At 58.9% G+C, this 13,418-nt stretch carries 9 protein-coding genes; 4 read left to right on the top strand and 5 right to left on the bottom strand.

What is annotated here, in order from left to right; all coding sequences use genetic code 11:
- Positions 1-122: 122 nt before the first annotated feature.
- Positions 123-437, top strand: coding sequence for a quaternary ammonium compound efflux SMR transporter SugE (gene sugE / locus AC3I0A_RS06730; protein WP_489376862.1), 315 nt, complete (start codon positions 123-125; stop codon positions 435-437).
- Between the two features lie 126 nt (positions 438-563).
- Here the strand turns inward: sugE and AC3I0A_RS06725 are convergent, their stop codons facing one another.
- On the bottom strand, positions 564-2,438 hold the full coding sequence (locus AC3I0A_RS06725) for an MFS transporter (RefSeq protein ID WP_489376861.1): 1,875 nt from the start codon (positions 2,436-2,438) through the stop codon (positions 564-566).
- An 84-nt stretch (positions 2,439-2,522) separates the two neighbouring features.
- Positions 2,523-3,674 carry a TDT family transporter gene (locus tag AC3I0A_RS06720; protein WP_489376859.1) on the bottom strand — a complete coding sequence of 384 codons (1,152 nt, stop codon included), beginning with the start codon at positions 3,672-3,674 and terminating at the stop codon, positions 2,523-2,525.
- 387 nt (positions 3,675-4,061) lie between these two features.
- Between AC3I0A_RS06720 and AC3I0A_RS06715 the strand changes: the two genes are divergently transcribed.
- On the top strand, positions 4,062-7,532 hold the full coding sequence (locus AC3I0A_RS06715; protein WP_489376857.1) for a hybrid sensor histidine kinase/response regulator: 3,471 nt from the start codon (positions 4,062-4,064) through the stop codon (positions 7,530-7,532).
- Positions 7,533-7,712: 180 nt separating this feature from the next.
- Here the strand turns inward: AC3I0A_RS06715 and ltrA are convergent, their stop codons facing one another.
- From ltrA to AC3I0A_RS06700, 3 genes are all read right to left on the bottom strand, one after another.
- Positions 7,713-8,945 (bottom strand): group II intron reverse transcriptase/maturase, encoded by a 1,233-nt coding sequence (gene ltrA / locus AC3I0A_RS06710; RefSeq protein ID WP_489372898.1) that lies wholly within the window; start codon positions 8,943-8,945, stop codon positions 7,713-7,715.
- Between the two features lie 587 nt (positions 8,946-9,532).
- A complete protein-coding gene (locus tag AC3I0A_RS06705) occupies positions 9,533-10,897 on the bottom strand; it encodes a DNA recombination protein RmuC (RefSeq protein WP_489378440.1) in 1,365 nt (454 codons plus the stop codon).
- A gap of 175 nt (positions 10,898-11,072) precedes the next feature.
- The gene (locus AC3I0A_RS06700; protein WP_489376856.1) at positions 11,073-11,396 is read right to left on the bottom strand and encodes a sel1 repeat family protein; all 324 of its coding nucleotides are present in this window, start codon (positions 11,394-11,396) and stop codon (positions 11,073-11,075) included.
- Between the two features lie 914 nt (positions 11,397-12,310).
- Between AC3I0A_RS06700 and AC3I0A_RS06695 the strand changes: the two genes are divergently transcribed.
- Positions 12,311-12,535 carry a hypothetical protein gene (locus tag AC3I0A_RS06695; protein WP_007898912.1) on the top strand — a complete coding sequence of 75 codons (225 nt, stop codon included), beginning with the start codon at positions 12,311-12,313 and terminating at the stop codon, positions 12,533-12,535.
- A gap of 271 nt (positions 12,536-12,806) precedes the next feature.
- Entirely contained in the window at positions 12,807-13,289 is a 483-nt protein-coding gene (locus tag AC3I0A_RS06690) for a hypothetical protein (RefSeq protein ID WP_489376855.1), read from the top strand.
- Positions 13,290-13,418 lie beyond the last annotated feature (129 nt).

The following is a 13,418-nucleotide window of genomic DNA, read 5'->3' as shown; positions in this document are numbered from 1 at the left end:
AGCCAGGGAAACTTGATCCTCAGGTTTATAATGGGCATTATACTGCGCATCGCGAGGACGACCTCGCGGCTCAATCGAGTCATTAATCTGGGGACGACCCCGTCATTCGATGGAGGTCTTCAATGTCCTGGATCATTCTGTTTTTTGCCGGCCTGTTCGAAGTGGGCTGGGCCGTCGGCCTGAAATACACCGACGGCTTCAGCCGCCCTCTTCCCACCGCCCTGACCGTTGCCGCCATGGCTGTCAGCCTTGGTTTGCTTGGCCTGGCCATGAAAGAGCTGCCGCTGGGCACCGCTTACGCGATCTGGACGGGTGTTGGCGCGGTCGGTACGGTGATCGCCGGGATCATTCTGTTTGGTGAGTCGATGGCGCTGTTTAGGCTGGCCAGTGTGGCGTTGATCATTACCGGGTTGGTTGGGCTCAAGGTCAGCGCTTAGGCATCCGACCCCTTCGCGGGCAAGCCCGCTCCCACACTGGACCTGTGCTGATCACAAAATTGCGAACACGCCGAAGATCTAATGTGGGAGCGAGCTTGCTCGCGATGAGGCCCGCATAAACACTATCTATCTAACGGCCCCACGCAATTGCCCAACCACCCCCTGCAAATGCGCCGGCTCTGCGACTTCAACCGCTACCGCAGGCCCCGCCACCAGCGTCACCCGCGACCACAGTCGACGGAACAAGCCCTTGTCCGGATCGCGACTGAAGAAACTCCCCCACAACCCCTGCAAGGCCAACGGAATCACTGGCACTGGCGTCTCTTCCAGTATCCGGGTCAATCCGCCCTTGAACTCATTGATCTCGCCATCGGCGGTCAACTTGCCTTCCGGAAAAATGCACACCAGTTCGCCGTCTTTCAGGTACTGGGCGATCCTCTTGAAGGCTCTTTCGTAGATCAGAATATCTTCCTGGCGCCCGGCAATCGGAATAGTCCCGGCGGTGCGGAAGATAAAGTTCAGCACCGGCAGGTTGTAGATTTTGTAATACATCACAAAACGAATCGGCCGACGCACCGCGCCGCCAATCAGCAAGGCGTCGACAAACGACACATGGTTGCAGACCAGCAGCGCCGGGCCTTCGTCGGGGATCAGGTCGAGGTTGCGGTGCTCGACGCGGTACATGGAGTGGCTGAGCAGCCAGATCATGAACCGCATGCTGAATTCGGGGACGATTTTGAAGATGTAAGCGTTGACGCCGATGTTCAGCAGCGACACCACCAGGAACAGCTGCGGGATCGACAGCTTGGCGATGCTCAGCAACAGGATCGAGACAATCGCCGAGACCACCATGAACAAGGCATTGAGAATGTTGTTCGCCGCGATCACCCGCGCCCGCTCGTTCTCGGCGGTGCGCGACTGAATCAGCGCGTACAGCGGCACGATATAGAAGCCGCCGAAGATGCCCAGGCCAAGAATATCGATCAACACCCACCAGGCGGGGCCGGAGCTGAGCACTGCGATCCAGTCATTGGTCTGGACGTTTTGCGCGATGCCGCCGGAGTGCCACCACAGCAGCAGGCCAAACACCGTCAGACCGAACGAGCCGAACGGCACCAGGCCAATCTCCACTTTGCGTCCGGAGAGCTTTTCGCAGAGCATCGAACCGGTCGCGATGCCCACCGAGAACACCGTGAGAATCAGCGTCACCACGGTTTCGTCGCCGTACAGCCATTCTTTGGCGTAGGCCGGAATCTGTGTCAGATAAATCGCCCCGACAAACCAGAACCACGAGTTACCGACAATCGAACGAGACACCGCGGGTGTTTGTCCCAGCCCCAGACGCAAGGTGGCCCAGGATTGGCTGAAAATATTCCAGTTCAGGCGCATCTGCGGGGTAGCGGCTGCAGCGCGAGGAATACTGCGACTGGCCAGATATCCCAGTACCGCAACACCGACAATCGCCGTGGACACGATCGGTGCGTAATGACTGGAAGACATCATGATCCCGGCACCGATGGTCCCGGCCAGAATCGCCAGGAAGGTGCCCATTTCCACCAGGCCGTTACCGCCCACCAGCTCTTCTTCGTGCAACGCCTGGGGCAGGATCGAATACTTCACCGGACCGAACAGCGCCGAGTGAGTGCCCATGGCGAACAGCGCTACCAGCATCAGCGACAGGTTATCGAACATGAAGCCCACCGCGCCGACCGCCATGATCGCGATTTCACCGAGTTTGATCAGACGGATCAACGCGTCCTTGGCGAATTTTTCGCCAAATTGCCCGGCCAGGGCCGAAAACAGAAAGAACGGCAGGATGAACAGCAACGCACAGAGGTTGACCCAGATCGAGCGGTCACCCTCGATCGTCAGCTTGTACAGAATGGCGAGGATCAGCGACTGTTTGAAGAGGTTGTCGTTGAACGCCCCAAGGGATTGCGTAACAAAAAACGGCAGGAAACGCCGTTTGCGAAGCAAGGTGAACTGCGACGGGTGACTCATCTTCCATGTCCCTGAGTGGCTTGGATGCTGTTATTGGAATATCGATCTTCGATCCAGGCCACAACCTTACCTAATCTTTGCAAGTTATTTCGTTAATCCTGCAATGCACGGTGAAACAAACAACTCACCTTTATAGGCGCCTTGTACGGTTCGTTTCGACACGATCAGCCACATGATCGCCAATGCGACCACCAAAACACTGCCAAATACACTGAAGAACGTCAGGTTCAAGGTGCTGGCCAGTTTCAAAGTAGCCAGAGCATAGACGCCCAGCGGGAAAGTAAAACCCCACCAGCCAAGGTTGAACGGGATCCCTGCACGCATATAACGAAGGGTGATCAGTACCGCGATCAGCATCCACCACAGCCCCAGGCCCCACAGCGTAATCCCGGCCACCAGCCCCAGCCCGGCGGCGATTTCGCCGATGCCCGGCAAACCGTTGGCGGCGAAGATTGCCGGTGCATCGGCGCCCAACAGCAACATGCCCAGCACCCCGGTACCAATCGGTCCAAGCGCCAGCCAGCTCGAGGCGGCCATATTTTCGTGGGGCAGTTTATGCAAGGCCATACGCAGCAACAGAATAGTCAGGATGCTGAAGGCCACCGGCAGCGAAAACGCCCACAACACATAGCTGGTGATGAGCACCACGAACTGCGAATGAGCATCGAGCAGATGCGGTGCCAGCAAACCGCCGCTGGCCGCTGCGACTTCCGCCGCCACCACCGGCAGCAGCCAGACCGCGGTCATCTGGTCGATGCTGTGTTCCTGGCGGGTGAACATCATGTACGGAATCAACACACCGCAGGCCAGCGACATGGCCACGTCCAGCCACCAGAGCGCTTCGGCCAGTTGCACTACGCCCTCGCCCCAACGCGGTACGCCAAACAGCAGAAAGCCGTTGATGATGGTCGCGAGCCCCATGGGGATGGTGCCGAAAAACATCGACACCGTGGAATGCCCGAAAATCCGCCGCGCCTCATCGAAGAACAATGCCCAACGCGCGGCGTAGAGACCGCTGAACAACACAAACAGCACGATATTAAACAGCCACAAACCTTCGGCAAAAGCATACAAACCGGGAACTTTCACCGGCAATTGGGCCAACGCCAACGCCAGCACACCGGTGCCCATGGTCGCGGCGAACCAGGTGGGGGTGAACTGGCGGATGGCTTCACGCGGATGCTGCAAATGGCTCAATGGGCGCAAACCGCTGTTGATGCTGTTGGGGCATGTCATGGTGAACTCCTGTCCTCTCGTGAGGTGGAGTCCATGATGGAACCGATTCGAATATCTATATAACGGGTAATATCTCTAACTGTTATCTACTTAATAGATATATGTTTGCGCTGGGCCGATAACCCGATAGCGCCTGTTCCAATCGCGAGCAAGCTCGCTCCCACACAGGACCTGCGTTAGCCACACATGGTGGGCACACCGCAAATCAAATGTGGGAGCGAGCTTGCTCGCGATGAGGCCGGCACAGGCCACAAAGATTCAACTGACACCCTCCCCCGCGACACCAGATCGCCCTGAGACCTTGGTCGACACTGACTAACCCTGAACATCATGCGAGACTGTCTGATCGGGCTGAAGCGCCCGGGGTGTCTTTTGCCTGGAGTTCCCATGACGCTGTCCAGCGGGCTGATCGCCGCCGTTGCCCTGGCCTATATGGCCGTCTTGTTCGCCATCGCCTTTTACGGTGACCGGCGCAGTGCGCCGTTGCCGCCGCGGCTGCGTGCCTGGGTGTATAGCCTGTCGCTGGCCGTCTACTGCACCAGCTGGACCTTCTTCGGTGCGGTGGGCCAGGCCGCCGAACAACTCTGGTCATTTCTGCCGATCTATCTGGGGCCGATTCTGCTGCTGGTGCTGGCGCCGTGGGTCCTGCAGAAAATGGTGATCATCAGCAAGCAGGAGAACATCACCTCCATCGCCGACTTCATCGCCGCGCGCTACGGCAAGTCACAGTCATTGGCGGTGGTGGTCGCCCTGATCTGCATGGTCGGCGTGCTGCCGTACATCGCCTTGCAACTCAAAGGCATCGTGCTCGGCGTGAACCTGTTGATCGGTGCCGGCGCCGACGCCATGGGCACCCGCGCTCAGGATACGGCGCTGGTTGTCTCGCTGATTCTGGCGTTGTTCACCATCGTTTTCGGCACACGCAACCTCGACGCCACGGAACACCACCGCGGCATGGTCATGGCGATTGCCTTCGAATCGCTGGTCAAGCTGTTTGCCTTTCTCGCGGTCGGCGCCTTCGTCACTTACGGCTTGTATGATGGCTTCGATGACCTGTTCGATCAGGCCATGCTCGCACCGCGCCTGGAACAGTACTGGAAAGAAACCATCAACTGGCCGTCCATGGTGGTGCAGACCGGCGTCGCGATGATGGCGATCATCTGCCTGCCGCGGCAGTTCCATGTGACTGTGGTGGAGAATATCGAGCCGCAGGACCTGCAACTGGCCAAGTGGGTGTTCCCGGCCTATCTCGCACTGGCTGCGCTGTTTGTGGTGCCGATCGCGCTGGCCGGGCAAATGCTGTTGCCCAGCTCGGTGCTGCCCGACTCTTTCGTGATCAGCCTGCCACTGGCCCAGGCCCATCCGGCGCTGGCGTTGCTGGCGTTTATCGGCGGAGCGTCGGCGGCCACCGGGATGGTGATCGTCGCCAGCGTCGCACTGTCGACCATGGTTTCCAATGACATGCTACTGCCGTGGCTGCTGCGCCGGAAAAACGCCGAGCGACCGTTCGAAGTGTTCCGTTACTGGATGCTTTCGGTACGCCGGGTGAGCATCGTGGTGATTCTGTTGCTGGCGTACGTCAGCTATCGGCTGCTCGGTTCGACGGCGAGCCTGGCGACCATCGGCCAGATCGCCTTTGCTGCCGTTACCCAACTGGCGCCGGCGATGCTCGGCGCGCTGTACTGGAAGCAGGCCAACCGTCGTGGCGTGTTTGCCGGGCTGGCCACCGGGACCTTCATTTGGTTCTACACCCTGGTCCTGCCGATTGCCGCCAACAGCCTCGGCTGGTCGCTGAACAGTTTCCCCGGGCTGGCGTGGCTGCACGGCAATCCGCTGAACCTGCCAATCACCCCGCTGACCCAAGGTGTAGTCCTGTCGTTGGCGGGTAACTTCACGTTGTTCGCCTGGGTCTCGGTGCTGTCGCGCACCCGGGTTTCCGAGCACTGGCAGGCCGGACGCTTTATCGGTCAGGAAATCAGCGCCCGTCCCCGCGCCCGCTCGATGCTGGCCGTGCAGATCAACGACCTGCTCAGTCTGGCGGCGCGTTTTGTCGGCGAAGAACGGGCACGGCAGAGCTTTATCCGCTTTGCCTACCGCCAGGGCAAAGGCTTCAATCCGAACCGGAATGCCGACGACGAATGGATTGCTCACACCGAGCGCCTGCTGGCCGGCGTGCTCGGCGCATCGTCGACGCGTGCCGTGGTAAAAGCCGCCATCGAAGGCCGGGAGATGCAACTCGAAGACGTAGTGCGCATCGCCGACGAAACCTCGGAGGTGCTGCAATTCAACCGCGCCCTGCTGCAAGGCGCGATCGAGAACATCACCCAGGGCATCAGCGTGGTCGACCAATCGCTCAGGCTGGTGGCCTGGAACCGGCGCTATCTGGAGCTGTTCAACTACCCGGATGGGCTGATCAGCGTCGGTCGGCCGATTGCCGACATCATCCGCTACAACGCCGAGCGGGGTCTGTGCGGCCCCGGTGAAGCCGAGGTGCACGTGGCTCGCCGCCTGCACTGGATGCGCCAGGGCCGGGCGCATACCTCCGAGCGTCTATTTCCCAACGGTCGAGTGATCGAGCTGATCGGCAACCCCATGCCAGGCGGCGGTTTTGTCATGAGTTTCACTGACATCAGCGCATTCCGCGAAGCTGAAAAAGCGCTGACCGAGGCCAACGAAGGCCTCGAACAACGGGTCACGGCGCGCACCCATGAGCTATCGCAACTGAACGTCGCGCTGACCGAAGCCAAGGGCACGGCAGAGTCGGCCAACCAGTCGAAAACCCGCTTCCTCACCGCCGTCAGCCATGACTTGATGCAACCGCTGAACGCCGCGCGACTGTTCTCTGCCGCCCTCTCCCATCAGGACGACGGGCTATCCACCGAGGCTCAGCAGTTGGTGCGACACCTGGACAGCTCACTGCGTTCGGCCGAAGACCTGATCAGTGATTTGCTGGACATTTCGCGCCTGGAAAACCGCAAGATCAATCCGGATCGCCAGCCGTTTGTACTCAACGAGTTGTTCGATGCCCTGGGTGCCGAATTCAAGGCCCTGGCACAGGAACAAGGTCTGAAGTTTCGCCTGCGCGGCAGCCATTTGCGGGTCGACAGCGATATCAAACTGCTACGGCGGATTCTGCAGAACTTCCTGACCAATGCCTTTCGCTACGCCAAAGGTCCGGTATTGCTGGGCGTTCGACGCAGAGACGGAAAACTCTGCCTGGAGGTCTGGGATCGCGGGCCGGGTATTGCACAAGACAAACTCCAGGTGATCTTCGAGGAATTCAAACGCCTCGACAGCCACCAGACCCGCGCCGAGAAAGGCCTGGGACTGGGGCTGGCGATTGCCGACGGGCTTTGCCGGGTACTCGGGCATCAGCTGCAAGTGCGCTCCTGGCCAGGCAAGGGCAGCGTGTTCAGCGTGAGTGTGCCGCTGGCTCGCGCGCAAATCAGCGCCCCGGCCAAAGTCGCCGAGCTGAACGGCAAACTGCCGAGCGGCGCGCAAGTGCTGTGCATCGACAATGAAGACAGCATCCTGATTGGCATGAACAGCCTGCTGACGCGCTGGGGCTGTCAGGTCTGGACCGCTCGTAATCGAGAAGAGTGCGTCGCGTTGCTCAGCGAAGGCATTCGTCCGCAGTTGGCGTTGGTGGATTACCACCTGGACGACGGCGAGACCGGTACCGGCTTGATGGCCTGGCTGCGCACCCAGCTCGGAGAACCGGTGCCCGGCGTGGTGATCAGCGCCGACGGCCGACCGGAAATGGTCGCCGAGGTGCATGCAGCGGGGTTGGATTATCTGGCCAAACCAGTGAAACCGGCGGCGCTGAGAGCGTTGTTGAGTCGGCATTTGCCGTTGTAGCGATTCAAATCAAGTTCCAATGGCGCCTGTTCTGACGCCTTCGCGGGCAAGTCGGATCGCCGCACCGCCGCTCCCACAGGGATTTCGGTGCTCTTGATTGGGTGGAGGCAACGGGCTTGTGCCCGTTACCCCTCCCACACCACCGGACGTGCGGTTTTCCGCATCCGGCGGTTGAACAGCTCAGCAAGGTGCTGAGGCGAAGTCCTGCGGCGTCCACAGTCCCCAGCGACGCATCATGTTCAGACTCATCGCCTGCTGCATCACCGGGTGGCGCGCCGCTCGCCAGGCACCGTCGTGGAAGCTTACTCGCGCGAGTTGCCGGCTTGCGATACCAAGCCCGCGCAGTTTGCGCATTCGTCCCTCACGACTGTGCCAGCGCTGCCAGAAACATTTGCGCATATGTCGGCGAGTCCATTGCGATAACCGCTTGAAGTCGTCCTTCACCCAGCGGAAGTATTCGTACCACCCCCGGATGTAACGTCCCCATTGAGCCACGAGTTCGGTGCTCGTCAGACTTTGCCTGGCCGACCACAGCTCGCGAACTTTCTTGCGGTATTTCTTCACGGTCTTGCCGGACAGTTGGCCATTCCCTTGTTCGTCGATGTTGTAACCAAGGAAGTCGCGATCCCAAGGCCGTCCCGTTCCACTCTTGCTGGCACTCACTTTGAGCTTGAGGTGTTTCTCTATCCAAGCCGTCACACTGCCCAGCACGCGATCCGCACTGCGTTCGCTGGTGACATAAATCACCAGGTCGTCGGCGTAGCGACAAAAGCTCAGCCCTCGGGCTTCCAGCTCTTTGTCCAGTGCATCCAGATAGAGGTTGGCAAGCAGCGGGCTTAGCGGGCCTCCTTGCGGAGTTCCGGCCGTCCTTTTGACCCGCTGACCGTCCAACAGCATATCCGCTCGAAGCGTCTGACCGATGTAACTCATCAGCCGCTTGTCACGGATATCCCTGGATATGAGGCTCATCAACCTGTCGTGATTGACCTGATCGAAGAAGGCTTCGATGTCGATATCCACGACCCAGGTCTTGCCTTCCAGGACAAAGGCCTTGGCGGCTCGTATGGCATCGAGATTGCTCCTGCCTGGCCGGAAACCGTAGCTGTGTTCGCTAAATTTGGCATCCCACAGCTGCGTCAGGTGCTGCTGGACCGATTGCTGGATCAAGCGATCCTGCGTATTCGGAATGCCCAACAGCCGCTCCCCGCCTTGCGGCTTGGGGATCCTGAGACCTTTGACAGGACCCGGTTTATAGGTCCCGTCCAGAAGCTTGCTCTTGATGGCCGGCCAATGCGTTTGAAGGTGTGCGGTGAGTTCGTCGGTAGTGATTCCGTCGACCCCTGGCGCCCCTTTGTTCGACCGGACCTTCTTGAGCGCTCGGTGCATATTCTCCTTTTCGACAATCGTTTCCATGCAGGTTTCGCTCAACACGTCTCTATTCCCGTTCCGTCTGCCTGCTGACTCGCCCCTTCCTTGCGCGCATTGGTCGAGGTCCACCCGACTTTCCCACGCACGGCCTTCCCGCTACGTGCCACATGGCATTTCCGGGTGCGGTTTCAAAGGGCTCTCGCTTTGTAGGCAGTAGTCTATGGTGAGTGTTTCTGTTCTTCAGCCCTTCGCTCCAGATCCATTACGACCCTTCTTCACTACTACGGCATCTGCTGACTTCTCGCGGGCTACGCCCGCGAGATCTCCCCGGGTAAGGTGCCAAAACCTTCGGCTCGGGCCGCCAAGCTCTACCTGATGCGTCTTTCGGTGACGGTTGGATTTCGTGGCTCCCAGCACACTTATCGCCCGCATCCGGCCTCGCTGCTTGTTCGTGTTCCTGCGGTCGCGCCTTTGCTACACGCTTCTTTCAGGCTGGCCTCGCGGCTTCCCCCTTGCGTTTCGCTACAGTTCTCGTCACTCATTCTGGTCACCACTTTTCAGGTGACTGGCTTTGGCCCATGCCGGGCACACTGGGAGCGGGCTTGCCCGCGAATGGCTTTAGGGCCTGCCCGCTACTCCGGCAACGCCACCAACCCGTCCGCATCAGTCATCGCCCGCTCCAGCAGGTCCGTCGGCAGGCTCTTGCTGGCCCGTGCCCCCAGCAGCTTGAGCTGCTCGCTGCGGCTGACCAGATTGCCACGGCCTTCGGTCAGCTTGTTGCGTGCAGCGCTGTAGGCCTTGTCCAGTTGTTGCAGGCGATTGCCTACCTCGTCCAGGTCCTGAATGAACAGCACGAATTTGTCGTACAGCCAGCCGGCGCGTTCGGCGATCTCCCGTGCGTTCTGGCTTTGTCGCTCCTGCTTCCACAGGCTGTCGATCACCCGTAACGTCGCGAGCAAAGTAGTCGGGCTGACGATCACGATATTGCGGTCGAAGGCTTCCTGAAACAGATTCGGCTCCGCCTGCAAGGCCGCGGAAAACGCCGCTTCGATCGGCACGAAAAGCAGAACGAAATCCAGGCTGTGCAAACCTTCCAGACGCTTGTAGTCCTTACCGGCCAAGCCTTTGACGTGGTTACGCAAGGACAGCACATGCTGTTTGAGCGCCGTTTGACCTATCACTTCGTCATCGGCGACCACGTACTGCTGATAAGCCGTGAGGCTGACCTTGGAGTCCACCACCACCTGCTTGTCACCTGGCAACATGATCAGTACATCGGGCTGAAAGCGTTCGCCATCCGGGCCTTTCAGACTGACCTGTGTCTGGTATTCGCGGCCCTTCTCCAGACCTGCATGTTCAAGCACTCGCTCGAGGATCAACTCGCCCCAGTTGCCCTGGGTTTTCTGGCCCTTGAGCGCCCGAGTGAGGTTGGTCGCCTCGTCGCTCAGGCGCAGGTTCAGTTGCTGCAGACGCTCCAGCTCCTTGGCCAGGGAGAAACGCTCGCGGGCTTCGGCTTGATAGCTTTCTTCAACACGCTTTTCGAACGACTGGATGCGCTCTTTCAGCGGATCGAGCAACTGACCCAGGCGCTGCTGACTGGTCTCGGCAAAGCGCTGCTCACGCTCATCGAAAATCTTCCCGGCCAATTCCGCAAACTGCGCACGCAACTCATCCCGCGAACCTTGCAGATCACTCAGACGTTGTTGATGGCTTTCCTGTTGTTCACGCAGCTCGGCGTTGAGTGACGCCGCCTGGGCGTCCAACCGACGCAATTCGCTTTCCTTACTGGCGCGTTCAAGGCTCCAGGCATGAGCCGCATCGCGAGCGTTGTCGCGCTCGATCTGCAACAGCTCGACTTCACGGCGAACTGCGGCCAGATCGGCCTGTTTGGTGGCATTGGCCTGGCTCAGGTCGCTGATTTCATCACGACTGGCATCGAGCTGGGCATTCAGCCCCTCTTGCGCGAGTTGAGCCGTACTCAGGCGCTCCTCGAGCAGCGACAGCTCGGATTGCCGGGCACTCAGGCGTCGCTGTAACTGCCAGGCCAGCATCAATAGCGGCAGCGCAGCCCCCGCCAGCCCCAGCAATACACTGGTCAAATCCATAGCCATAACCACTCCTGCCGATGGAATAAAGCACGAAGGTTAACCAAGGCACCGGGCCAGGGACAGCTCAGTCTTCGATCTGACCGAGTTCCCGCTGGGCGAGCCGATCGCCTGCGCGGGCCGCCTGGCGCAGCAGCTCATGGCCGATCCGCCGATCCCGGGCATTGCCGCATTCGCGGCACATCAACTGCCCCAGGCGGCTTTGCGCGGCCACCACGCCTTCTCGCGCCGGCTGCTTGAGCAAACGTCCGGCAAAGTGTTTGACGTTGGGGTTATCGCCCAGACGCGGACTGTCGAGCAGCCACATGGCAACACGCAACGCCAAGCGCTTGGGTTGGGTAACCTCTTGGGGTGCGGAGGTAACAGAGAGTGATACTGAGCGAAACTTCATAAAGCACTGCGGGGCAGATCGGAAGGCGCGCCACTCTACTCCTTTTTTCGTACGGGTAAAGTCGAAAAAAACCCTGCACGCCCGTGCTAGAGCAAGCGCTTGGGACAATCCACAGAAGCTGTGGATAACTCAGTGGACAACCCTTCCGCAACTCCCTCAAACCCGTATGGAATGGGGCCCGCAGTCAAACTGACGATTTTTTCACCAGTAAAAAAAACCGATGTTTTTCATTGACTTAAATTTCTGCTACAGGCAGCGACGGATCAAGAACCCTAGGTGACAGCACTGTGACAGGCCGCACAACAAATGTGCACAAGTCCCCTCGAAGCAGTTATATCAATGCGCTTTTTTGGCACACTGTGTAGGAAAAACTCAGTGGCAAACACCCCAAAACCGAGTCAGCACCGAACCCCTCCGTTCCTTGTCGGCTTTTAGGCGATTGTTGATTTTTTTGCCTAACACACTTCCAATCCAGAATTCAATGCGTTAGTATCCGCGGCGTTAGTACCAAGCTGAAAGTCAATTACGGTCGAACAAGTCCCCCGGTATACCTTCCCTAAAGAGAAGCCACTACCGACAACACGGGATCGACCACCTCGATGGTTTCCAGGTAAAACTTGCGACGACACTGCCTTTGAATTGAATGCAAAGGGTGTTGCGAAGTGCTCATACTCTGACCGAACCAACCTGCAGATTGATCAGGATCTTCACCCCGGGCCCAGAACCTTTGCCCTTGATGTGTTGCCTGCCCTCCTAAGTACCTACCTGCCAGCCCAAGCGCGCATCAATCAAAGCGCTTCTAACTGGCTGCTTTGTTCCAGTCAGGTTCTTCGTCAGACCAATGGTGGTCGACGTTACTGGAACGTTTTAACGTTGCACGGTTCTTATCCGTGTACATTTGCAGGAACACCCATATGTCTACTCAAATCCATACTCAGGATGCCATTCGCACCCTCACCAACGCTTTTGCACCAATGAATTGCCTGATCATGGCCGCTCGCAAAGGCTGCTTCAGCTTCACTCTGGTCAACGAACACGGCATCGCTCGTCACAGCGAACGCCTGTACCCCGATCAATACTCCAGCGCCGAGCCGCTGCAGGCCGTGATCGAGCGTACCCGTCAGGCACTGGTTGCCTGATACGCCAGAACGCTGAAAACCCGGAACCCTGCCTGAAAAGCAGGGTTTTTTATTGCCCAAAGTTTCTGTTTCACCCGAACCGGCCTAAGCACCAACGGGTATAACGCTTATAACTCGAAGCCAGAAATATTTTAAAAACAGTCCTTTACAGCAAGAATATGACACTACACTTCAACTCAAGCGGCCTGGTCCGCTTCCGGCGAGTCTGAAACCGATCCACTGCTGCCAAGCCCTCAGATCTCGCCGACTCATTACGCGTTTGGAGGGCTTCATGGGTATCGCCGCCAGCGAACTGTGTCGTTACGTAATCCGCCCGACGTTGATCTACCTCGGGTGCCACAGTCCGACCGCCGAATCATTGCTGCTGGGTATCGCCGCCAGCCAATCCGCACTCGGCTCCGCCCTTCACGACCGCCGTGGACATGGCCTGTACCGTATCGCCGAACCGCGCCACAAGGCACTCTGGGACGATTACCTGGCCCTCGACCCCGAGCGTGCCAGCCTGGTTCGCGGACTGGCCAGCCAACATGCCTTTCTTAGCGGACCGCACCTCGAACTGACCGTTAACCTGCGTTACGCCACCGCCATTGCCTGGCTGCTGGTAGAGGAACAGAACACGCCCCTGCCTCAAGCTGATGACCTGCTTGGGATGGCCAGGATCTGGCGCCAGACATTTCACCCTCAAGGCCGCCTGAGAGACTTCACTTGCGCCTGGCAAACCTGTGTATCCCCCCTGAACCAAATCGCCTGCTGAGCGGAAATCGCGAGATTTCGCGATTTCCTTCGAATATGGTCTGATTGTCCTACAAAACCGCTCTATCTCAAGCGATACAGCCTATGGCGCTGGAGCGAAAATGTTGGTAATTTTCGCGCCGGTGATCAT

The sequence above is a fragment of the Pseudomonas sp. KH_024_B2 genome (assembly GCF_057839965.1).
This window is presented reverse-complemented; position numbering and strand designations above follow the sequence as displayed.